Annotated in this window: 22 protein-coding genes; 15 read left to right on the top strand and 7 right to left on the bottom strand. The window is 66.9% G+C overall.

Annotated elements, in window-relative coordinates:
• Positions 1–3 precede the first annotated feature (3 nt).
• The 5 genes from ABRZ00_RS11310 (at position 4) to ABRZ00_RS11330 (ending at position 3,599) form a co-directional block, all read left to right on the top strand.
• Positions 4–1,227, top strand: a complete 1,224-nt coding sequence (locus ABRZ00_RS11310; RefSeq protein WP_368641969.1) for an IscS subfamily cysteine desulfurase — start codon at positions 4–6, stop codon at positions 1,225–1,227.
• Positions 1,227–1,640 carry an iron-sulfur cluster assembly scaffold protein gene (locus ABRZ00_RS11315; protein ID WP_368641968.1) on the top strand — a complete coding sequence of 138 codons (414 nt, stop codon included), beginning with the start codon at positions 1,227–1,229 and terminating at the stop codon, positions 1,638–1,640. Before ABRZ00_RS11310 ends, ABRZ00_RS11315 begins: the two co-directional genes overlap by 1 nt.
• Positions 1,641–1,648: 8 nt before the next feature.
• Positions 1,649–1,972 carry an iron-sulfur cluster assembly protein IscA gene (gene iscA, locus ABRZ00_RS11320; protein ID WP_368641967.1) on the top strand — a complete coding sequence of 108 codons (324 nt, stop codon included), beginning with the start codon at positions 1,649–1,651 and terminating at the stop codon, positions 1,970–1,972.
• Between the two features lie 96 nt (positions 1,973–2,068).
• Positions 2,069–2,671 (top strand): TetR/AcrR family transcriptional regulator, encoded by a 603-nt coding sequence (locus tag ABRZ00_RS11325; protein WP_343839337.1) that lies wholly within the window; start codon positions 2,069–2,071, stop codon positions 2,669–2,671.
• A gap of 28 nt (positions 2,672–2,699) precedes the next feature.
• On the top strand, positions 2,700–3,599 hold the full coding sequence (locus ABRZ00_RS11330; RefSeq protein WP_368641966.1) for an alpha/beta fold hydrolase: 900 nt from the start codon (positions 2,700–2,702) through the stop codon (positions 3,597–3,599).
• Positions 3,600–3,615: 16 nt separating this feature from the next.
• Here the strand turns inward: ABRZ00_RS11330 and lysS are convergent, their stop codons facing one another.
• Both lysS and prfB read right to left on the bottom strand, forming a co-directional pair.
• On the bottom strand, positions 3,616–5,133 hold the full coding sequence (lysS, locus tag ABRZ00_RS11335; protein ID WP_368641965.1) for a lysine--tRNA ligase: 1,518 nt from the start codon (positions 5,131–5,133) through the stop codon (positions 3,616–3,618).
• 81 nt (positions 5,134–5,214) lie between these two features.
• Positions 5,215–6,319, bottom strand: a protein-coding gene (gene prfB, locus ABRZ00_RS11340) for a peptide chain release factor 2 (protein ID WP_368641964.1) whose coding sequence is annotated in 2 segments (ribosomal slippage) — positions 5,215–6,237 and positions 6,239–6,319 — 1,104 coding nt in all. Because the reading frame shifts where the segments join, the coding sequence is not laid out codon by codon here.
• Between the two features lie 196 nt (positions 6,320–6,515).
• On the opposite strand from prfB, the gene ABRZ00_RS11345 reads away from it, so the two are divergent.
• Positions 6,516–7,565, top strand: a complete 1,050-nt coding sequence (locus ABRZ00_RS11345) for a tellurite resistance/C4-dicarboxylate transporter family protein (protein ID WP_368642849.1) — start codon at positions 6,516–6,518, stop codon at positions 7,563–7,565.
• Between the two features lie 37 nt (positions 7,566–7,602).
• Here the strand turns inward: ABRZ00_RS11345 and ABRZ00_RS11350 are convergent, their stop codons facing one another.
• Both ABRZ00_RS11350 and ABRZ00_RS11355 read right to left on the bottom strand, forming a co-directional pair.
• Positions 7,603–9,324 carry a methyl-accepting chemotaxis protein gene (locus tag ABRZ00_RS11350; RefSeq protein ID WP_368641963.1) on the bottom strand — a complete coding sequence of 574 codons (1,722 nt, stop codon included), beginning with the start codon at positions 9,322–9,324 and terminating at the stop codon, positions 7,603–7,605.
• Between the two features lie 112 nt (positions 9,325–9,436).
• Positions 9,437–9,898, bottom strand: a complete 462-nt coding sequence (locus tag ABRZ00_RS11355; RefSeq protein ID WP_368641962.1) for a hemerythrin domain-containing protein — start codon at positions 9,896–9,898, stop codon at positions 9,437–9,439.
• A 184-nt stretch (positions 9,899–10,082) separates the two neighbouring features.
• Between ABRZ00_RS11355 and ABRZ00_RS11360 the strand changes: the two genes are divergently transcribed.
• From ABRZ00_RS11360 to ABRZ00_RS11375, 4 genes are all read left to right on the top strand, one after another.
• Positions 10,083–10,856: an ABC transporter ATP-binding protein gene (locus ABRZ00_RS11360; RefSeq protein ID WP_368641961.1), complete on the top strand. Its 774-nt coding sequence runs from the start codon at positions 10,083–10,085 to the stop codon at positions 10,854–10,856.
• Positions 10,853–11,929, top strand: a complete 1,077-nt coding sequence (locus tag ABRZ00_RS11365) for an ABC transporter substrate-binding protein (RefSeq protein ID WP_368641960.1) — start codon at positions 10,853–10,855, stop codon at positions 11,927–11,929. The genes ABRZ00_RS11360 and ABRZ00_RS11365 overlap by 4 nt, the downstream gene beginning before the upstream one ends.
• Positions 11,930–12,073: 144 nt before the next feature.
• Positions 12,074–12,847, top strand: a complete 774-nt coding sequence (locus ABRZ00_RS11370) for an ABC transporter permease (RefSeq protein WP_368641959.1) — start codon at positions 12,074–12,076, stop codon at positions 12,845–12,847.
• A gap of 31 nt (positions 12,848–12,878) precedes the next feature.
• Positions 12,879–13,697 carry a transporter substrate-binding domain-containing protein gene (locus ABRZ00_RS11375; RefSeq protein WP_368641958.1) on the top strand — a complete coding sequence of 273 codons (819 nt, stop codon included), beginning with the start codon at positions 12,879–12,881 and terminating at the stop codon, positions 13,695–13,697.
• A 57-nt stretch (positions 13,698–13,754) separates the two neighbouring features.
• Here the strand turns inward: ABRZ00_RS11375 and infA are convergent, their stop codons facing one another.
• On the bottom strand, positions 13,755–14,021 hold the full coding sequence (gene infA, locus ABRZ00_RS11380) for a translation initiation factor IF-1 (protein ID WP_343839369.1): 267 nt from the start codon (positions 14,019–14,021) through the stop codon (positions 13,755–13,757).
• Positions 14,022–14,336: 315 nt separating this feature from the next.
• Here infA and ABRZ00_RS11385 point away from each other — a divergent pair, with 315 nt between their 5' ends.
• Together ABRZ00_RS11385 and ABRZ00_RS11390 are read left to right on the top strand one after the other, a co-directional pair.
• Positions 14,337–15,245, top strand: a complete 909-nt coding sequence (locus ABRZ00_RS11385; RefSeq protein WP_343839372.1) for a DMT family transporter — start codon at positions 14,337–14,339, stop codon at positions 15,243–15,245.
• Entirely contained in the window at positions 15,242–16,162 is a 921-nt protein-coding gene (locus ABRZ00_RS11390; protein ID WP_368639179.1) for a DMT family transporter, read from the top strand. Before ABRZ00_RS11385 ends, ABRZ00_RS11390 begins: the two co-directional genes overlap by 4 nt.
• Before the next feature lie 52 nt (positions 16,163–16,214).
• Here ABRZ00_RS11390 and recJ read toward each other — a convergent pair whose 3' ends face one another.
• Both recJ and ABRZ00_RS11400 read right to left on the bottom strand, forming a co-directional pair.
• On the bottom strand, positions 16,215–17,921 hold the full coding sequence (gene recJ / locus ABRZ00_RS11395) for a single-stranded-DNA-specific exonuclease RecJ (RefSeq protein ID WP_368641957.1): 1,707 nt from the start codon (positions 17,919–17,921) through the stop codon (positions 16,215–16,217).
• Entirely contained in the window at positions 17,906–18,817 is a 912-nt protein-coding gene (locus tag ABRZ00_RS11400) for a hypothetical protein (RefSeq protein WP_368641956.1), read from the bottom strand. The genes recJ and ABRZ00_RS11400 overlap by 16 nt, the downstream gene beginning before the upstream one ends.
• A gap of 43 nt (positions 18,818–18,860) precedes the next feature.
• Here ABRZ00_RS11400 and ABRZ00_RS11405 point away from each other — a divergent pair, with 43 nt between their 5' ends.
• From ABRZ00_RS11405 to ABRZ00_RS11415, 3 genes are all read left to right on the top strand, one after another.
• A complete protein-coding gene (locus ABRZ00_RS11405) occupies positions 18,861–20,132 on the top strand; it encodes a lipoprotein-releasing ABC transporter permease subunit (protein WP_343839384.1) in 1,272 nt (423 codons plus the stop codon).
• A complete protein-coding gene (locus ABRZ00_RS11410) occupies positions 20,125–20,832 on the top strand; it encodes an ABC transporter ATP-binding protein (protein ID WP_343839387.1) in 708 nt (235 codons plus the stop codon). Before ABRZ00_RS11405 ends, ABRZ00_RS11410 begins: the two co-directional genes overlap by 8 nt.
• A gap of 81 nt (positions 20,833–20,913) precedes the next feature.
• On the top strand, positions 20,914–21,750 hold the full coding sequence (locus tag ABRZ00_RS11415) for a TatD family hydrolase (RefSeq protein ID WP_368641955.1): 837 nt from the start codon (positions 20,914–20,916) through the stop codon (positions 21,748–21,750).
• Positions 21,751–21,810 lie beyond the last annotated feature (60 nt).

Raw genomic sequence — 21,810 nt, forward strand, 5'->3', positions numbered from 1 at the left:
TCAATGCCACAGGATCTGTCACCGGATCATCGCCCCATCTACCTGGATTATTCCGCCACCACGCCGGTTGACGAACGCGTCCTCCAGGCCATGTTGCCCTGGCTGAGCGAGCGTTTCGGCAATCCCGCCTCGCGCAGCCATGCCTGGGGCTGGGACGCCGAAGAGGCGGTGGAGCATGCGCGGGCCCAGGTGGCAGAATTGATCCATGCCGATCCGCGCGAACTCATCTGGACTTCCGGCGCGACGGAATCCGACAACCTGGCCATCAAGGGTGTGGCGCATTTCCATGCCGGCCGGGGCCGGCATATCGTCACGGTCCGCACCGAGCACAAGGCCGTGCTGGATCCGTGCCTGGAGCTCGAACGCCAGGGCTTCGAAGTCACCTGGCTGGACGTGGATGCCCGCGGCCTGGTCAGCCCCGACGCGCTGGCCGCCGTGCTGCGCCCCGACACCATTCTCGTATCGATCATGCTGGTCAACAACGAGATCGGGGTCATCCAGGATATCGCGGCGCTGGCGGCGCTGTGCCGTGAGCGCGGTATTCTGTTTCATACCGATGCGGCCCAGGCGTCCGGCAAGCTGCCGATCGACGTCCAGGCACTGGGTGTGGATCTGATGTCCCTGTCGGCGCACAAGACCTATGGCCCCAAGGGGGTCGGCGCGCTGTACGTGCGCCGCAAGCCGCGCGTGCGCCTCGAGGCCCAGATTCACGGCGGCGGCCACGAGCGCGGCCTGCGCTCGGGCACGTTGCCGACCCACCAGATCGTCGGCATGGGCGCGGCTTTTGCGTTGGCGGGCGAATTGATGAGCACCGAAATTCCGCGCATTCGGGCGCTGCGCGACCGTCTCTGGGACGGCTTGCGCGACCTGCCCGACCTTTATCTCAACGGCGACCCGGAACGGCGCGTCGCGCATTCCTTGAATTTCAGCGTGGCCCATGTCGAAGGCGAAGCGCTGCTGATGTCCGTGCCGGAGCTGGCCGTGTCTTCAGGCTCGGCCTGCACCTCGGCCAGCCTGGAGCCTTCCCACGTGCTGCGCGCCCTGGGGCGCAGCGATACTCTGGCGCACGGCTCGCTGCGCCTGACGCTGGGGCGCATGACGACGCAGGACCAGGTGGATCGCGCCGTGCGATTGCTGCGAGCCCAGATCGGGCGCCTGCGCGAGCTGTCGCCTTTGTGGGAAATGCGCCGGCAGGGCACCCTGGGCGCCTGGGCGGAGCATTGCTGATGGCGGGGCCGCTGTATGGGCCGCAGGTCCTCGATCATTACCTGCATCCGCGCAACGTCGGCTCTTTCGACGCAGCCGACCCCTGCGTGGGGACTGCGCTGGTGGGCTCGCCCGAACTCGGTCAGATCCTGAAACTGCAAATCCGGCTGAATGGCGCTACCATAGAAGCTGCCTGCTTCCGGGCTTTCGGCAGCGGCGAGGCGATTGCAGCCGGCTCGCTGGCCACTCAATGGCTGCAAGGACGCGACCTGGATCAGGCCATGGCCATCGACAGCCAGGATATTGTCCAGGCCCTGGATCTGGCGCCCGACAAATTGCACTGCGCGCTGCTGGCCCAGGACGCCATCCGCGCGGCCGTGGCCGATTACGCGACCAAGCAAACCTCCAATTTCACCGACGAACATCATTCCTGAGGCACATCATGGGAATCACGCTGACACAACAGGCTGCTGAACATATCCAGCGCCATCTGGCCAAACGCGGCAAGGGACTGGGCCTGCGTCTGGGAGTCAAGCCTTCGGGTTGCTCGGGCATGTCCTATCACCTGGAGTATGTGGACGATCCAGTGGCCGAGGACCAGGTTTTCGAGCAGTTCGGCGCACGCGTCTACGTGGCGTCCGACAGCCTGCCGTACTTGCAGGGCATGGAGCTCGACTATGCGCGCGAAGGCCTGAACGAGGGCTTCCGCTTCAACAATCCCAACGAGAAGGCCGCCTGCGGTTGCGGTGAATCGTTTACCGTCTGAGCCTTCTTTTCCTCCGGCGCACGGAGACGCGATGCCGTCCCCGTGCGTTTTTTAATGTCCTTTGAATAGAACGAACGATCGTGCTATTCTAGAGGCATGACTTCTTCACACCTTCCTGGAAAACGCGCCACCACGCGCGAACACATTCTCGACAGCGCATATGCCCTTGCCTGCGTCGGGGGGCTGGAAGCCTTGTCCATCGGGACGTTGGCCGCCAGCGTCGGCATGTCCAAGAGCGGAGTGTTCGCGCATTTCGGTTCACGCGAGGAACTGCAACTGGCCGTGTTGAAAACCGGCGGGAAACGCTTCATCGCCAAGGTGCTGCTGCCCGCGCTGGAGCAGCCCGGCGGCCTGCCGAGGCTGCGCGCCATCGTGGCCAACTGGTTCGACTGGGTCCGGCGCTATCGGAGCGGCTGCGTGCTGTTGTCCGCGTCCAGTGAATACGATGGCCGCGAGGGCGCGTTGCGCGAGGCCGTGCAGGCCCAGCAGGCGGGCTGGCGCGGTGAACTGGAAAAAGCGATTGCGCAAGCGGTGCGGGCCGGAGATCTGCGCGCCGACACGGACGCATCCCAGTTGGCTTTCGAAATCCATGCGCTGATGTTGGCCTTGCACCATGACGGCGGCCTGTTCGGCCATGACGAAGCCCGTCGCCATGCTGCAGAGGCGTTCGAGCGCCTCTGGCGCAGTTGGCAGCCCTGAATTCCGACCCTGAACAAGAGGCGATTCCATGTCTTTCTATCCCGTTTCTGCCCGGCTGCGCCTGGGAGTGCTGCGTACAGGCCTGGTGCTGGGCGCCAGGCTGGCGCCCAGGTACACGGCCGATTGGGCCGCACGCTTGTTTGCCACGCCTTCGCCCAGCGCGCGGACCATGCCCGAGGACGGCACCGCGCGGCAGGGTCGGCTGGAGGTCCTGGGCGAAACTGTCGCCACTTACGTCTGGGGGGATCCCGGCGCACAACCCTACGTGCTGCTGGCGCATGGCTGGTCCAGCCATGGTTTGTGTTTTCGCCCGTGGGTGGACGCCTTGTGTGCGCGGGGATATGCCGTGGTGACGTTCGACCAGCCGGGCCATGGCCGCAGCACCGGTGTGTACTGCTCGTTGCCTGAGTTCGTGGCGACGATCCGCGCTGTGGGCGCCGCCTATGGGCAGGCGGCCCTGGCGGTCGGGCATTCCCTGGGCGGTGCGGCGCTGGTCTTGGCCCAGGATGAACACTGGCAGGCGCGCCGCATGGTGCTGGTCGCGCCTGCCGCGGACCTGCCGGGGGCCGTCGGCCGGCATCTGCGCCGCTTGTGGCTGGGGGAATCCTTGCGCCCGGCCTTTTACGATGGGCTGCTGCGCCGCACGGGCCAGAAAATCGAGGCCCTGGACATCCATCGCCGCTTGCCCGCACTGGGACAGCCCGCACTGATCGTGCACGATCTGGACGACAAAGAGATCCCCTGGAGCGAGGGGGAGCACTACGCGCATTGCTGGCCTGGCGCCCGGCTGCTGACGACGCAGGGATTGGGGCACCGCCGGCTGCTGGACGATCCGGAGACGGTCGCGGCCGCCCTGGCGTTCGCGGACGGCCGGATCGTCGGGAGCCGGGTGCTGGGATCGCCCAACCTGCCCCTGGGTTTCGCCTGAAGCGTCCGTTTGTGGCTCAGTCCTCGCGCCGCAGGTGGGGAAACAGGATCACGTCGCGGATATTGGGGCTGTCCGTCAGCATCATGACCAGGCGGTCGATGCCGATGCCGCAGCCGCCCGTGGGGGGCATGCCGTACTCCAGGGCGCGCACGTAGTCCGCATCGTAGTACATGGCCTCTTCGTCGCCGGCGTCTTTGGCGGCAACCTGCGCCTGGAAGCGCGCGGCCTGGTCTTCGGGATCGTTCAGTTCGGAAAAACCGTTCGCAATCTCGCGGCCGCAGGCGAACAGCTCGAAGCGTTCCGTGATGCCGGCCTCGGTGTCCGAGGCTCTCGCCAGCGGCGACACTTCCACGGGGTAGTCGACGATGAAGGTGGGATGCCAGAGTTCGGCTTCGGCGGTTTCCTCGAAGAGCGCCAATTGCAGCGCGCCCAGTCCGGCGTGAGCCAGGAGGGGGCCGTCCACGTCCGCGCCCAGACGGCGCAGTTCGCCGCGCAGCCAGGCCGCGTCCAGAAGCTGGGCGGGCGCGTAGCCCGGGGCGTACTTGAGGATGGCCTCGGTGATGGTCAGGCGGTCAAACGCCTGATCGAGGTTCAAGGCCTGGCCCTGGTAGCTCAGGTGGGCGGTTCCGCACACGCGTTGCGCGGTCTCGCGGATCAAGGTCTCGGTGTAGTCCATCAGCCAGCGGTAATCCGTGTACGCCGCGTAGAATTCCATCATCGTGAATTCCGGGTTGTGGCGCGGGCTGACGCCCTCGTTGCGGAAATTGCGGTTGATCTCGAAGACCCGCTCGAAGCCGCCCACGATCAGGCGCTTCAGGTAGAGTTCGGGCGCGATGCGCAGGTACATGTCCATGTCCAGCGCATTGTGGTGGGTGATGAAGGGCTTGGCCGCCGCGCCGCCGGGAATGGGGTGCAGCATCGGAGTCTCGACTTCGAGGAAGTCGGCGTCCGACATGATCTGGCGGATTGCGGTGACGATGCGGCTGCGCGCCAGGAACGTTTCACGCGTGCCCTCGGTCATGATCAGGTCGACGTAGCGCTGGCGGTAGCGCAGTTCCTGGTCGGCCAGGCCGTGGAACTTGTCGGGCAGGGGACGCAGGGATTTCGACAGCAGGCGCAGGGATTGCACGCGCAGGGACAGTTCGCCCTTGCGTGTCTTGAAGACCTCGCCTTCAGCGCCGACGATGTCGCCGATATCCCAGGACTTGAAGGCGGCATAGGCTTCGTCGCCCAGCACGCCGCGGTCCAGGTATAGCTGCAGGCGGCCGCTGGCGTCTTGCAGCGTGGCGAAGCTGGCCTTGCCCATGATGCGCTTGAGCATCATGCGCCCGGCCACGCGCGCATGCCGGCCCAGGGACTGCAGGGCCTCTTCGTCCAGGGCGCCGCAGTCGCGGTGCAGATCGGCGGCATGCGTGTCGGGGCGGAAATCGTTGGGAAAAGCAGGGCCCGCCTGGCGCAGCGCCTCGAGTTTGGCGCGGCGCTCGGCGATCAGGCGGTTCTCGTCGGGGGCTTGGGTGTCTGTCTGCGAAGTCATGTCGTGCAATCGGTGAAAGGAAGGCGAGGGCGTCCGGGCCATGCTGCGGGCTGGCCGGAGCCGGCCCGCCCGCGAAGCAGCCTAGACGCCCTGCTTGAGGCTGGCCGTGATGAAAGGGTCCAGGTCGCCGTCCAGGACTTTCTGGGTGTTGGAGATTTCCACACCCGTGCGCAGGTCTTTGATGCGGCTTTGGTCCAGCACATAGGAACGGATCTGGTGGCCCCAGCCCACGTCGCTCTTGGCGTCTTCCAGTTTCTGCTGCTCGGCCATGCGATTGCGCATTTCCAGTTCATAAAGGCGCGATTTCAGCATCTGCATGGCTTCGGCGCGGTTGCGGTGCTGAGAGCGGTCGTTCTGGCATTGCACGACGATGCCGGTGGGCTGGTGCGTGATGCGCACGGCGGAGTCTGTCTTGTTGATGTGCTGGCCGCCGGCGCCGCTGGCGCGGTAGGTGTCGATGCGCAGGTCGGCCGGATTGATGTCGACCTCGAAGGAGTCGTCGATTTCCGGGTAGACGAAAACGCTGGCAAAGGACGTGTGGCGGCCGTTGGATGAGTCGAATGGGCTCTTGCGCACCAGGCGGTGCACGCCGGTTTCGGTGCGCAGCAGGCCGTAGGCGTAGTCGCCCTCGAGCTTGATGGTGGCCGACTTGATGCCGGCGACCTCGCCCTCGGATTCCTCGAGGACTTCGGCCTTGAAATCCTTGCGCTCGGCATAGTGCAGGTATTGGCGCAGCAGCATGGAAGCCCAGTCCTGGGCTTCGGTACCGCCGGCGCCGGCCTGGATGTCGATGAAGCAGTTCAAGGGATCGGCCGGATTGTTGAACATGCGGCGGAATTCGAGCGCCTCCAGGCGTTCGCCCAGGGCGGCGCAGTCTTCCTCGATGGCGCTCAGGGTGGCGTCGTCATCGTCGGCGCTGGCCAGCTCGAACAGATCGCGTGCGTCGTTCAGGCCTCGTTTCAGGTCGGCCAGGGTGTGGACGACGGTTTCCAGGGATTTTTTTTCGCGGCCAAGCTCCTGGGCGTGCGCCGGATCGTTCCAGACGTCCGGGTTTTCCAGTTCGGCGTTGACAACGAGCAGGCGTTCGGCTTTGGTATCGTAGTCAAAGATACCTCCGAAGCAGATCCTGGCGCTCGGCGTAGTCGTCGATGCGGGCAATGATCTGGTTCTGGCGTTCGGCTTCCATGGAGATGTCCTGTGTCGAGCGCGCAGCAAGCCGCGCGCATTAAAATGCGGGTCAATCCGCCATTTTAGCGCGCTCCGGGCAGGGGCGCCGAAGCGCGGCGCTTCATCGAAAGGAGAATCTCGCCATGCAAGCACCGGAACCGGACCGCCGCGTACCCGCGCCCGCAGGCACGCGGGATCTGCGGCCCGCGCATGCCATGCCGCCCTGGTGGCATGCGGCCCTGCACGGGTTGTCGCCGGCGTATTTCGGCCTAGTCATGGCGACCGGCATCGTGTCGCTGGCCTCGGACATGATGGGCCATCCGCTGCTGGCGCACGGGCTGTTCGCCTTGAACATCGTCCAGTACGCGGTGCTGTGGCTGGCCTATCTGATGCGCGCCTGGCGGTTTCCCCGCCGTTTCTTCGGCGACATGATCGATCATGCCCGGGGACCGGGCTATTTCACGCTGGTGGCGGCCACCGGCATCCTGTCGAGCCAGTTCATTCTGCTGCGCGACGACCTGACCCTGGGGTTTGCGCTGTGGATGCTGGCCGTGGTGCTGTGGATCGGGCTGACCTACACGATCTTCACGGCCTTCACGGTCAAGAGGACGAAGCCGCCGCTGGACCGCAGCATCAGCGGCGCCTGGCTGCTGGCGGTGGTGGCGACCCAGGCGCTGGCCGTGTCCAGCGCGCTGCTGGCGGCCCGCATCGGGCAGCCCTTCCGGCTGGAACTCAATCTGGTGGCGCTCTCGATGTGGCTTTGGGGCGGGATGCTGTACATCTGGATGATGTCGCTGATTTTTTACCGCTACAGCTTCTTTCCCTTTTCTCCAGGGGATCTGTCCCCGCCGTACTGGATCAATATGGGCGCCATGGCGATCTCCACGCTGGCCGGCTCCCTGTTGATCTTGAACGCGCCTCAGGCGCCGTACCTGGTGTCGCTGCTGCCCTTTCTGAAGGGCTTCACCGTATTCTATTGGGCCACCGGGACCTGGTGGATTCCGATGCTGCTGTTGCTGGGGGTGTGGCGCTACGCCTTCCAGCGGTTTCCGTTCAGCTACGATCCGTTGTACTGGGGGGCGATCTTCCCGTTGGGCATGTACGCGGCCTGCACCTGGCAGATGAACCATGCCATGGGTTTCGATTTCCTTGGGTTCCTGCCGCCGGTGTTCCTGTATGCCGCTCTGTTGGGCTGGCTGCTGACTTTCGCGGCGATGGCGCGCCGCTTGTGGCGCCTGGCGCGAGGGCGGGCAAGCGCTGCCTGAGGCCGCCGGCACGGCAGGCGCCCGGCCCTTGCCGCGCTCAGGCGGCCAGGCTCGACGGCGTCCCCTGGCCCAGGGGCAGGGGGGCGATGCGGTGTCTGTCCGGCCAGGCGGCCGCCTCCCGGGCGGTGTGATCATGCGCCGCTGTCAGGCGCTCGACGGAGCCCAGGCGGAATTGCGTCAAGGTCCGGTGCAGATCGGCGACGCGATCACGCTGCTCGGCGACCACGCGCGCCGCCGCCTGCGCTTGGCGGACCCCGCGCGTGCCGATGGTGTCCAGGCGGCGCGCGGCCTGCGCGGTTTCATGGATGGCCCGGGCCTGGGACTCGGTCGCGGCGGCGACTTCGTCCATGATCCGCCGGCTCCGCCCGGTCGCCTGGACCACCCGGTCCATGGCTGAACGCGCCTCGGCGGCCAGAGCCGCCCCCTGGCGGCTGGAGCGGATGGACGCCTCAATCGTGGATTGGATCAGTCCGGCGGCCTGATCGCAGCGCAAGGCAAGCGATCGGACCTCGGCCGCGACAATGGCAAAGCCGCGCCCGTGCGCGCCCGCATGGGCGGCCTCGACAGCGGCGTTCAGGGCCAGGATGTTGGTCTGGAAGGCGATTTCGCCGATCTGCCGGGCGGCTTCCTCGACGCGTTCGCCGCCGCGCGCGAGATCCCCCATGGCTTGGGCCAGCCGGTCCACCGTCTCGGCGCCGCTCCGGGCTTCGCCGTCGCTCTGTTCGCTCAGCCGCCGGGCTTCCGCCGCCCGTTCGTGATTCAAACGGACGAGGTCGTCCAGGCTGTCCATGGCCGAAGACATCTGTCCGGCCATGGCGCATTGATCGTGGCTGTCGCCCAGCGCCATCTCCTGGCCCGAGGACAGGACATCCATGCCGGCGTTGACGTGCGCGAAGTGATCGGCGACCCGGCTGAGCGTGCGGTTCAGCCCTTGGCGTATGCCCTCCAAGGCCTGCATCAGGCGGCCCATCTCGTCGCGGCCTCCTTCTTCGATGGGGATGGAGAGATCGCCGTTCGCCAGATGGCCGGCCAGGGCGACGCTCTGGTCCAGGGGCCGCTTGACTGAACGGTACAGGCTGCGAAGCGCCAGCATGCTGCATAGCAGCAACGCCAGTACCGCGCCGATGGCGATTCGCCCGGCCAGTTGCCCGTCGGTTGAAGCCTGACCGACGCGCGCCGCCATGCGTTGCGCCTGGTGGCTGTCGAAGGCGTCGATCAAGGCAATGATGTCCGCTTCCGCCTGGCTGTATTGCTGGTTGAAGATCAATGCCTTGGCGAGCAGGGCATTGGGAAGGGCGATGCGCACGCCTCCCTGGCCATCTTCCAGTTCGCCCTTGGCGGTGCCGATGGCTTCGCGTTGGGTGGCGGCCAGTGCCCGCAGCCGGGCGTGGGCATCCTCGAACAAGGCCAGTTCGGTCTTGTCGAGACCGGCCTGCCTGAAGCGGGCGAGGGTATCGGCCTGGATGCCCTGGCCATCGGACGCCCGGCCATCCAGCACGGCCAGATGCCCCAGGTAGCGCTGCTCGAATTCCGGCTGTTCGCTGGCGACGAAGGCGGCCGCGTCCCGGGATAGGGCGGCGGCCTGTGTGCGGTACCAGCCGGCAAGCTGGCTGGCCTGGTAGCGGGCGGCCTGCGCGTCGCGCAGGCTATCGGTGGTTCGTTGCAGGTGGGCGACGGCCCCCATGACGAGGCCGGCGCATATCGCCAGCACGGCCATGAAAAGAATGAATCGGGTTTTCAGCGTGGGCGCAAACCGCATGTAGGCAATCCCCTTGGTTGGCACGCCGGGTCCAGGCGGCCCGGGCTTGCGCAGGGATTATCGCGATCGATTATGACACCCGTGTGTCGGCTCCGGACTTTCCGGGGCGTCTTCATCCGCTGGTTTCGAGGCGGGCGCAGTCGGGCGCCAGAGCATCCAGGGCGGCATCATCCAGCAGCCGCGCCGCCATCGGCAGCAGTTCTTCATCGGCGCAGGCCAGCCAGCCCCGGTAGTCCTCGATCCAGACAGCCAGCGCCTCGCGGGCGGCCGGGTCGGCCGCGGCAGGGCGCACCGCCTGGCGCCAGCGCCGCTCCAGATCGGCGCGATCCCGAGCCAGGCCGCCCGTCAGGCCTTTCAGGCACACCGCATCCGAACCCGCCATGGATTCGATGAGTGCGGGAAACAAGCGGGTTTCCAGGATCTCGTACGCGGTGCGCGCCGGACCTTCGAACCAGGCCGCGGCGCCGGGCGATGCGTCTGCGCCTGCGTCGGCAAGCGCGTCGAGATGCCGGCGGGTTTCGGCATGGGCGGCCAGCAGCCGGGCGATCGGGGACGGGAAGGAAGAAAGCGTCATGGAGGCCTCTGGAATGCGATGTCCTATCGTAGCGCCGCGGTTGGTCCGCGATCCACTTGCGAGAGCATTTCTTTATTCCAATAAAGAATAAAGAAATGGATAATAAATTGTTGTTCCTTATTAAGCGGGGTCATTAAAGTACGGAACATGATTAAGCCGTTTTCTTTCTGGTTGTTTTTCGTCTATGAATCTCTCCTTCAAGCAGGTTGAAAAGCATTTCGGTGACCTGCGGGTGGTCGAAAGCTTCGAGCGCGACATCGCGCCGGGCGAGCTGGTGGCGTTGGTCGGGCCGTCGGGTTGTGGCAAATCCACCCTGTTGCACATGGCGGCGGGCCTGGAGAAGCCCACGTCCGGCCAGGTGCTGGCCGATGGCAGGCCCGTGCGCAAGCCCGATCCCAGCCGCATGCTGATGTTCCAGGAAAACGCGCTGTATCCGTGGCTGACGCTGGTCCAGAACGTGGCCATGGCCCTGGAGCTGCAAAAGATCGGCCGGCCCGAAGCCCAGCGCCAGGCGCGCCTGTGGCTCGACAAGGTTCAGCTCAAGGGCTTCGAGGATTATTTTCCGCACCAAGTCTCGGGCGGCATGCGCCAGCGCTGCGCCTTGGCGCGCGCCTTCATCACGCATCCCGAGGTGCTGCTGCTCGACGAACCCTTCGGCGCGCTGGATGCGCTGACCCGCATGACCTTGCAGGACGCCTTGCGCACGTTGATCCGTGAAACCCGGCCTACGGTCCTGTTGGTGACCCACGATGTCGACGAAGCGCTGTTCCTGGCAGACCGCATCCTGGTCTTCAGCGCCCGGCCTTCGCGCGTGCTGAAGGAATTCCACTTGTCCGACACCGGCAAGACCCACGATCTGTCGAATTTCGCCGAGATGCGCCGGGAAATCCTGGCCTTGCTGGGCATCGTCGGCGACTCCGAACACTCATCGTCCATTCCCGAGGAACTCGCAGCATGAAACTCAGCCATTTTTTGACGCCCGATCGCTTCAAGGCAATAACCGGCCCCCGGGGAGGCAGCAAGCCGCAGGCGCGGCGCGGAGGCTTCCGGTTCCTGATTCCCCTGGTCGCCGCGCTGACGCTGGCCTCCCAGGTGCAGGCCGCCGAACCCTTCAAGGTCGGCTACATCCGCGTCATGGACGACGCCCAGGCCATCGCCGCCTACGAGGGCAAGTTCTATGAGAAGCAGGGGCTGGACGTGCAACTGGTCGAATTCAAGTCGGGCACCGACCTGATCAAGGCCATCGTCGGCGGCCAGCTCGATACCGGAGTGCTGGGCTTCACGAACGCAGCGTCCTGGTCTTCACGAGGCGCGGACCTGAAAGTCGTCGGCGGCGCACAGCGTGGCTACCATGCCCTGGTGGTGCGCGAAGACACGGGAATCGAGAACGTGGCTGACTTGAAGGGCCATACCCTCGCCTCGCAGAAAGAGGGCAGCACGGCCGATACGGTGCTGCGCGGCGTGGTGCTGAAGGACGCTGGCCTGGCGCCCGAGGACGTCACGATCATGGGTGTGAGCCCCCAGGTGGCCGTGCAGTCTCTGGTCGGTAAGCGCGTGGATGCGGCTTTTCTGTTCGAGCCCCAGGCCAGCATTGCCCAGTTGATTGCGCCGGTCAAGCAGATCTATGAGATCGGCGCGGTCTGGCCGTTCCCCTGCATGGTGACCATCACTTCGGGCGAGACCCTGAAAAACAAGAAGGAACTGGTCTGGAAATCGCTGGATGCTCAGTTGGAAGCCATCGAATTGCTCCAGAACAAGCCTGACGAGGCCGCCAAATTGATTGCGGGCTATTTCATCTCCGAGCCTACCCTGAAGACTTTGAAGCACGGCGAAGTGCCGCGCGAACAGGTCATCAGCCAGGCGATCAAGACCCAGACCTTCAATGCTGCGCTGACGCCAGAGGATTTGTCGCGCATGCAGGAAGTCGCGGATATCATGCAGGCCCGCGGCGCGCTGAAAACCGAGGATGGCAAGCCCTACGAGGTGAAGTCGATCGTCGATCTGGATTGGCAGCGGGCCCGCAAGCTCTGATGCGCCGGGCGGCCGGGTGCGCGATAATGTCGCCCCGTCCCCCCGTTCCTATTCACGTGGAATCGCGGTCGCCGCATTGCGTGAACGGACCTGAAATCATCCTGATGGCCGGGCTTGCGCCCGGCCATGCCGTGTCTGGAATCCATGAGCAAAAAACGACGTCTTTCCCCCGCCGCCCGCAAGCTGGCCATGCTGATCGCCATTGCCGCCATTCTGCTGTTCTGGCAGATGGCCGCCTGGACGCTGCCCGACTTCCTGATGCCGGGCGTGCCCAAGGTGCTGGAACGCATATGGCACGATGTCCAGACCGCCGAGTTTCGCGCCATCCTGGCCGGCAGCATGGGGCGGCTGGGAGTGGGCTACGGCTTCGCTCTGCTGTTCGGGATCGGCTTCGGGCTGGCCGGGGGCTTGCTGGTGTTTTTCCGCGAGGTTCTGAAGTCCGCGATCATCGTGCTGCAATCGATTCCCTCGATCGCCTGGGTGCCGTTGTTCCTGATCCTGATGGGCTTTGGCAACGTGCCCATCATTGTGGTGATTGCGCTGGCGGCGTTCTTCCCGGCTGCCTTGTCGGTCATGAATGCGACCGAAAGCGTGTTGCAGACCCATGTGTCGGCGGCCCGCGTCATGGGCGCCAATCCCTGGGACATGCTGCGGCGCGTCTACCTGCCCGCCGTCATGCCGGAGCTCATCACCGGCGCCCAACTGGCCTTCGGCAATGCCTGGCGCGCCTTGATTTCGGCCGAAATGCTGATCGGTTTTGGACAGGGGCTCGGCCGTTCGCTGGCTTACGCGGGCGAGACGGCGGACATGGTGGGCGTGATGGCCAATATTCTGACCATCGCCATCCTGGCCACATTGATCGACCAGGTTTTCCTGGAAAACATCAAGCGCAAGGTGCTGCGCTATCAATACGTGTGAGGCCCGGCGGACGGTCGGGGCGTGCAAAGCCATGAAGGACTCTTCGCATTCATTTCTCAGGATCCGCGTGCTGGCCGGGCTGGCGGCCGGCGCGCTGGCGCTGTTCCCCGCCGCGGGCATGGGGGCGTCCGCCGGAAGTCCGCCGGCGTCCGCTTCAGGCGACGGCTGGCGCCTGGGCGTGGCCGAGGTGCCGGCGCCGCAGGCGCCGGGCGCCAAGGTGCGCACTCCGGTCCGTATCGAGGTCCTGGCGGGACAACTGGGGGAGGGCGGCGCGCCGCTGCAGGCCGTGGCGGCCGGGCAGGCCGCGCAACAGCTTGCCGAAGATGCGCTGGACGCCTGGGTGGGTGTCTGGCCGGAGGAAAGCGCTTCGCTGCCGGCAGGCGTGCGCGCCGTCGCGCTGGGCTGGTCGGCCGCTCCCATGGCGATCATGCGGACCGATACCGATATCCATGCCTGGTCCGACCTGAGCGGCCGGACGGTGTGCCTGAGTGCGGACGGCCGCTCGGGGGGCGAACTCGCCGCGCGCTTCGGCGCGATCGAGCAAATCTATGCCTCGGCGACCGACGCGCTGCTGGCGCTGAGGATCGGTCAATGCGACGCCGCTGTGCAAGACGAGGATTTCCTGAGGCAGTTGCTGACGTTTCCCGAGTGGAAGAAATTCTCGGCGCAACTGGCGCCTTATCGGACACAGAAGCTGACGCGCCTGTTGCGTGACGATCTGCCTGCGTCCCTCAAGGCCGCCGTGCGCCGGGCCACATCGCAGGAACGGCTGCGCGAGCTGGCTCGTCAGCAGGCCAGGGATATCGCCTTCGAGGTCTATCTGGATCAGACGGTGCCGGATTGCCACTGAGCATCCGTGGCGCCGCGGGCGGTGCGGCGGCCGGAGCGCCGGGCGTATGAGGGAAGGTCAGTGGCGGCGACGAGGGGTCGGGGCGGCGCCGCCGCCGGGGCCGCGGTTCAGGTGGCGGAAGGTAATGCGGCCCTTGGTCAGGTCATAGGGCGACATTTCCAGGGTGACCTGGTCGCCCGCCAGGATGCGGATGTGGTGCTTGCGCATCTTGCCGCCGGTATAGGCGATGACCGGGTGTCCGTTGTCCAGAGTCACGCGGAAGCGCGAATCCGGCAGGACTTCCGTCACGGATCCGTGCATTTCGAGCAGTTCTTCTTTGGCCATTGTGGTGTGCTCCGGTGAGTAGGACAAAAGATCAGCGGGCGTGCGATGCGCCTGGTGGCGCGGCATGCGGGCGGGGTCGCAGGGGCGATCAGAATCCAGGCAGGGGCGCAAGACCCCCGAAGGGACGGCGGGATGAACCCGCGTAGACTGGCAAAAAAGGGGCCAGAATTGAAAACCGCTGATTATCAAGCACTTATATGATAGTGCCTGAAGTGTTTGATGTCAACGATCTGAGTGCTGAATCATTGTCGCCGGGCCGGGGGGCCGGTTTCCTGCGGTTAGAATCTGCACTGAACCCCCCTTTCCAATGCATCCATGAACGAACGTCTGAGCCCGGGCACGGTGGCCCTGCTGCTAATTCCGCCCATGTTGTGGGCAGGCAATGCCGTCGTGGGCCGGGCAGTGGCCCAGATGGTGCCGCCCCTGACCCTCAACTTCCTTCGCTGGACACTGGCGTTGCTGCTGCTTTTGCCTCTGGGCTACCGGGTGCTGGGCGCCGGCAGCGCCGTCTGGCGCGAGTGGCGGCGCTATGCCGTGCTGGGCTTGCTGGGGGTGGGGCTGTACAACTCGCTGCAATACCTGGCCCTGCATACTTCGACGCCGGTGAACGTCACGCTGGTGGCGGCCAGCATGCCTGTCTGGATGCTGATCGTGGGCCGGATCTTCCATGGCGTGGCGATCCGGCCGGCCCAGGTGGCGGGCTCCGTGCTGTCGCTTGCCGGGGTGGCCGTGGTGCTGTCCCAAGGCGGATGGGATCAGTTGCTGGCGTTGCGCTTCGTGGCCGGAGACCTGCTGATGGTGTTGGCCACCATCATCTGGGCCTTCTATAGCTGGCAACTGACCCGGGTGCCGGCCGATGCGCCGGTGCGCTCGCATTGGGCCGGATTCCTGCTGGGGCAGGTGCTCTATGGCGTGATCTGGTCGGGGGTGTTCGCCACCCTCGAATGGCGCCTGACGGACTGGCGGATCGATTGGGGCTGGCCCTTGGCGCTGACCGTGGTTTTCGTCGCCGTCGGCCCGGCGGTCATTGCCTTCCGCTGCTGGGGCGCCGGAGTGCAGCGCGTCGGGCCGACGCTGGCGGGCTTCTTCAACAATCTGACGCCGCTGATCGCCGCCCTGTTGTCGCTCGGGCTGCTGGGGGAAAGCCCCCGGCTTTTCCATGCGCTGGCCTTCGCCTTGATCATCGGCGGCATCGTCCTGTCTTCCCGGCAGCCGCGGCCATGACTGCGCGCGGCGAAAGCGGATCGCTGCTGCCGTCCTACGGCAGCCTGGCGGCCAGCATGTTCATCGTCGGCGCCTGTGTGGCTTTGAGCAAGCCGCTGGCGGCCGTGTTCCCCGTTTTTCTGCTGGGTTGGTTGCGCTTTGGCATCGGCGGCGCGGGCATGCTGCATTGGTTGCGCCGTCCGGCCGCCGAGCCCGCACCCACTTTGCGCGTACGCGGGCTGGTGTTCCTGGAGGCCTTTATTGGCAGCTTCCTGTTCACGGTTTTCATGGTGTTGGGTGTGAGCTACAGCGGCGCCGTGGCCGCCGGGGTGGTGATGTCCGCCATTCCAGCCGCGATCGCGGTGCTCAGCCGCTTCGTGCTGCGCGAGGCCATTCGCCCCAGGATCATGGTCGCCATCGGTTGCGCCATCGCCGGCGTCGCTCTGCTGGCATGGACGCATCCGGAGCCGGAAAGCGGCCCGGCGGCGGGCGCGGAGCATCATGCGCTGGGTTATGCGCTGCTGGGCGGCGCGGTCTTGTGCGAAGCCTGCTACGCCGTGATCGGCAAGCGTCTGACGGCCGTCCTGTCGTCGCGGCGCATCAGCGCCCTGATGAATCTGTGGGGTTTCGTGCTGATGCTCCCTGCGGGTGCGTGGGCCGCCTGGCGCTTCGATTTTGGCGCGGTGTCCTGGGCCGTATGGGGGGTGCTGCTGTTCTATGGGCTGGCATCGAGCTGGACCATCTGGTTGTGGATGACGGGCCTGCGCCGGGTGCCGGCTTCGCGCGCGGGGGTGTTCACCGTGCTGCTGCCCGTCGGATCGGCCTGTGTCGGGGTCTGGATGCTGGGCGAGCCCTTCGGTCCGCTGCAGGCATTGGCCTTCGGCCTGGCCCTGGCGGGCCTGCTGTTGGCCGCCTGGCCGGCGCCTTCACCGGGCTGAGCGCCCGCCGGCGGAGTGGCCGGGACGAAGGGACGCTTTGGCGGGGCCGCGCTCAGGCCGCGTCCCGGGCGTCTTCGATCAAGAGCTGCACGCTGCTGCGGCCGCCCCAGGTGTTGCAGTCCAGCCGGTAGACGGCCTCGATGGTCTCCGGCAGCGGGTCTGCGTGATTGAACCAGATGGCGTCCAGGCGCAGGCCGTCGCGTTCCAGGAAGAGCTTCAGGTGCTTGTCTTTCAGCGGGCGCTGATGCAGAACGCGGAAACGGTCCTGGAACAGCGGCGGCGGGAACCCCGCCCCCCAGATCTGGCCGGCCAGCAGGTTGGCGGTCTCCACGGTCAAGTAGTCCGTCTCCAGAGAGCCGTCGGTGTCCAGGCGCGGCTCGAAAGACTCGCGCCCGCCCAGAGTGCGTACGGCGGCGTCGAACTGCCGGGAAAAATCGTCGAAGGCGGCTGTTTTGAGCGTGAGGCCGGCGGCCATGGCGTGGCCGCCGAATTGCAGGATGGCGCCTGGCAGCCGCTTGCTGACCAGATCCAGCGCATCGCGCAGATGGATTTCCGGGATCGAACGGCCCGAGCCGCGCAGGGTGTCACCGTCGTCCGGCGCAAAAGCCAAGGCGGGACGCCAGTAGGTTTCTTTGAGGCGCGAGGCCACCAGGCCGATCACCCCCGGGTGCCAGCCAGGCTGCCAGACGCAGACGCTGGCGGCGCGGGCCGCCTGGGCATGCGTGTCCAGGTGCGTCAGGGCTTCGTCGCGCATGACGGTTTCTCGCGCACGGCGCTCGCGGTTGATTTCATCCAGCGCCCGGGCCAATTCCAGAGCGCGGTCCGGATCGTCTTCCAGCAGGCAATGGATGCCCAGGCTCATGTCGGCCATGCGGCCGGCGGCGTTGATGCGCGGCCCCAGGGCAAAACCCAGATCGTTCGTGCCGGCCCGCGCCGGATCGCGGCCCGCGACCTCGAACAGAGCGGCCAGCCCGGCCTGCATCCGGCCTTGGCGGATACGCCGCAGCCCCTGGCCGACCAGCAGCCGGTTGTTGGCATCCAGACGCACCACGTCGGCTACCGTGCCCAGGGCCACCAGGTCGGCGCAGGTTTCGAGCTTAGGCCCGCCTTTGGGCGGCAAGGCGCCGCGCGAGCGCAAAGCGGCGCGCAGGGCCAGCATGACGTAGAAGATCACGCCCACGCCGGCCAGATGCTTGGAGGGAAAGCCGCAGCCGGCCTGATTCGGGTTGACGATGGCCAGGGCCTCGGGCAGGGCGGGTCCGGGCAGGTGGTGATCGGTGACGATGACTTCGATTCCGGCGGCGCGCGCCGCCGCGACGCCTTCGAGGCTGGCGATGCCATTGTCCACGGTGATCAGCAGGTCCGGCTTGCCGGCGGGGTGGCGGCAGGCAAGTTCGACCACGGCCGGAGACAAGCCGTAGCCGGTCTCGAATCGGTTGGGGACCAGGAAATCGACCTGAGCGCCCATCGCCCTCAGGGCGCGCACGGCCACGGCGCAGGCCGTGGCGCCGTCGCAGTCGTAATCTGCCACGATCAGCAGGCGTTTTCCTGCCTGGATGGCGTCGGCCAGCAGGGCGCCGGCCTGATCGACGCGGCTGAGGCGGTCCGGCGGAATCAGTGCGGCCCATTCGGTCGGTGCGGGGCATTCGAGCCCGCGGGCGGCCCACAGACGGGCCAGCAGGGGATGCACGCCGGCCGCCGCCAGGGCCCGGGTCCGTTCCGGATCGGCGGTGCGTGCCAGGATCAGCGGCCGCACCACCAGCGCCTCCAATCCAGCGGCCGCAGGCGCCGCAACCAGCCGGCGCGCGCGGCCAGTTCCACGGTGCGTTCGCGTCCGGTCAACACCAGCGTGGGCGCCGCGCTGGCCAGGGGCGCGAAACAGCGCTGTTCCAGGCCCGTCAGCGCTTCGATCCAGCCGCCCCAATCCTGGGCAGTGGCATAGGGTGCGAGCGCGGTTTCAATGCGCAGGTCGTCCGGCAGGGGACGGCCCAACTGGCTGCGGCGCGCACCGCCGTACAGCCACAGGCTGTTGATCGGCGCCAGGCCATCGCGCTGGCGCTGCAGATTGACCGGATGCTCGTGCCAGGCCATTTGCAGCCCGTTGACCAGGCGCCGCCAGGGCCGCGCCGCCGGGGCTTGTGGCCACCAGTCGTTGACGGCGCTGACAGCGACCAGCGCCGGGCTGGCGCAGGCCAAACGGATGGGCTCGGGCCAGCGTACTCGGCAGGTGTTCGGGGTTTCCGGCGTCAACGTGATGCCGCTGTCTTCGATCAGGTCGCGGGCAGCCTCCAGCAGGGCGGCGGATTGCGCGGCGGTGATTGCCAGAGTGTCGGCCGGCAGCAGGGCGGCGCCGTCGCGCGAGGGGGCCATGTGGATCAGTTCGGCCAGCCACACGGGCTCGTCGTCCGCGACGGGCAGGCGCAGCGGCCCCAGACCTGCGCTAATATGCTCGTCTTGCCCCGGCGTGAATCCGCGTGCGCTGAGCAGCCAGTGTTCCAGCGGCGTGCACCAGGTGTCCGCAGCGGGGCAATCGGTCGGCAAGGGCGGGCCGAAACTCAGCCAGCGGGCCAGGGTGGGGGCGCGTTGCGCGACATGGGGCGCCAGTTCGGCCGCCACCTCGGGTTCGGGCAAAGCCCCGGGAATCACGATATGCATGGCGGAATTGTAGGGTATCAATCGGACGAGGATGGCAATACGCATGGCGTATGAATGGTGGATAGGGGCGCGCTACGCGGGCCTGGCCCGGACGGGGCGGGGCGGACGCCGGGGCGACCGCTTCGTGTCCTTCGTGGCGGCCAGTTCCATGGCGGGCATCGGTCTGGGCGTGGCCGCCCTGATCATTGTCCTGTCGGTCATGAATGGTTTTCAGACTCAGGTGCGCGACCGCATGTTGTCGGTGCTGCCGCACATCGAACTCTATGTGCCGGGGTCGGGTCACGAGCGGGTGCTGGAGCATTGGCGCGATCTTGCCGATGCCGCCCGGCAGGATCCGGCGGTCCGGGGGGCGGCGCCGTTCGTCGCGGCCCAGGGCATGCTGGCGCGCGGCCAGGGCTTGAGCGGCGTCCAGGTCAGAGGCATCGATCCGACCATCGAGCCGGAGGTCTCCGACCTGGCGGATCAGATGGCCTCCGGCACGCTCGACAGCCTGACGCCGGGCGCATTCCATATGGTGATCGGCAGCCAGATCGCCCAATCCCTGGGGCTGATGGCAGGCGATACGGTGTTGCTGCTGGCGCCCCAGGGTTCGATCTCGCCGGCCGGTTTCACGCCGCGCATGCGGCAGTTCACGGTCACGGGGATTTTTTCCTCGGGTTATTACGAGTACGACGCTTCGCTGGTGTTCATCGACGTGCAGGACGCCGCCCGGGTATTCCGCGACAGCGGGGTGAGCGGTGTGCGTCTGCGCATCGCCGACATGCAGCGTGCGCCCCAGGTGGCCCATTCCCTGCTGGACCGGATGCCGGCGGGCGTGCGGGCCATGGACTGGACCCAGAACAACCGCACCTGGTTCGCCGCCGTGCAGACGGAAAAGCGCATGATGTTCCTGATCCTGACCCTGATCGTCGCGGTGGCGGCGTTCAATCTGCTGTCCTCGCTGGTGATGGCGGTCAAGGACAAGCGCTCGGATATCGCCATTTTGCGCACTTTGGGCGCCACGCCGGCCGAGATTGCGCGCATCTTTCTCATCCAGGGCGCACTGATCGGCGTGGTGGGCACGCTGGGAGGCGTTGCGCTGGGTACGCTGGTGGCCTACAACATCGACGTCATCGTGCCCTGGATCGAGCACCTGCTGGGCATCCAGTTCCTGCCCCAGCAGATCTATTTCATCAGCGAGCTGCCGTCCAATCCCGAGCTGGACGATATCGCCGTGATCGGCGCCACATCTCTGGTCTTGTCTCTACTGGCCACGCTGTATCCCAGTTGGCGGGCGGCCCGCCTGCAACCTGCCCGAGTGCTGCGCCATGATTGATCCCGCCGCCGAAGCCGTATTGCGCGCCGAACACCTGGCCAAGACCTACGACGAGGGGGCCGGGCGGGTCGAAGTCCTGCGGGACGTCAACCTGGCGGTCTATCCCCACGAGATGATCGCCGTGGTCGGGGCCTCGGGGTCGGGCAAAAGCACGCTGCTGCACCTGCTGGGCCTGCTGGAGGAACCGGACGAGGGCCGGCTGTGGATCGCCGGCCAGGCCGCCACCGGCCTGGATGAGCGGCGCCGCAGCCGCTTGCGCAACCAGACTTTGGGTTTCGTCTACCAGTTTCATCATCTGCTGCCGGAATTCTCCGCGCTGGACAATGTGGCCATGCCGCTGATCGTGCGCCGCATGGCCCGCGCGCAGGCACGGGAGCGGGCGGCCGCGATGCTGGACCAGGTCGGCCTGGCGGCGCGCGCCGCACATTTTCCAGGCCAGTTGTCGGGCGGCGAACGCCAGCGGGTGGCCCTGGCGCGGGCGCTGGTCACTCGCCCGGTCTGCGTGCTGGCCGACGAGCCTACCGGCAATCTGGACCGCCATACGGCCGACGCCATGTTTGCGCTGCTGACGCGCATCAATCAGGATCTGGGCACGGCCTTCGTCATCGTCACCCATGATCCGGCCCTGGCCGCCCTGGCGCACCGGCGTTTTCACATGCAGGCGGGATTGCTGGCCGAGGACACGCAAGAGGCGGGCTGACGCGCCGTATCCAGCCGCTTGCGGCCGTGCGGCGGCTTCCCGGCCGAGCGACCGCCTGGCGGACGTCCGAACGGAGGACCCATGCTGATCGACACCCACTGCCACCTGGACGCTCCCGAATTCGACGCCGACCGGCCGGCCGTGATTGAGCGGGCGCGCCGGGCGGGCGTGCGGGGTCTCGTGATCCCGGCCGTGATGCGCGCCAATTTCGCCGTCGTGCGGGATCTGGCGCATGCCACACCGGGCGCCTGCTATGCCCTGGGCATCCATCCGTTGTACGTCGGCCGGTCCGACGATGCGGATCTGGACGCGCTGGATGCCGCGCTGACGGCGGCAAAGGGCGATTCCAGGCTGGTGGCGATCGGCGAGATCGGCCTGGATTTTTTCGTGCCCGACGCGAGTACGCCGGAATTGCGCGCCCGCCAGGAATGGTTCTACGCCCGCCAGCTCGACCTGGCGCAGCGCCATGGCCTGCCGGTGCTGCTGCACGTGCGCCGGTCCCAGGACACGCTGCTCAAGCACCTGCGCCGCCGTGCGCCCGTCGGCGGCATCGCCCATGCCTTCAACGGTAGCTTCCAGCAGGCGGAGCAGTTCATCGCGCAGGGCTTCGCGCTGGGCATGGGCGGGGCCATGACCTTCGAGCGCGCCCTGCAGATCCGCCGTCTGGCGACGCGATTGCCGGCCACGGCCCTGGTGCTGGAAACCGATGCGCCCGACATTCCGCCCGCCTGGCTGGGGCGTGGTTCCGATGGCCGGCACCGGCCCGTACGCAACGAGCCGGCGGAAACGGCCGGCATTGCCCGCGTCCTGGCCGAACTGCGTGGCGTCGAGGCCGAGGCCCTGGCCGGGCAGTGCGCCGCCAATGCCTGCCGGGTGCTGCCCCGGCTGATGCGGGCCCTGGAGGGCGCCGCCGCGTAGTTTCCCCTTGTGACCGGAATGCGCGCCCGGCGGTCCGGCGGCCCCTTCGCCCTCTAACCT

This window comes from Castellaniella ginsengisoli, assembly GCF_040955415.1.
GTDB classification, from domain to species: Bacteria; Pseudomonadota; Gammaproteobacteria; order Burkholderiales; family Burkholderiaceae_B; genus Castellaniella; species Castellaniella ginsengisoli.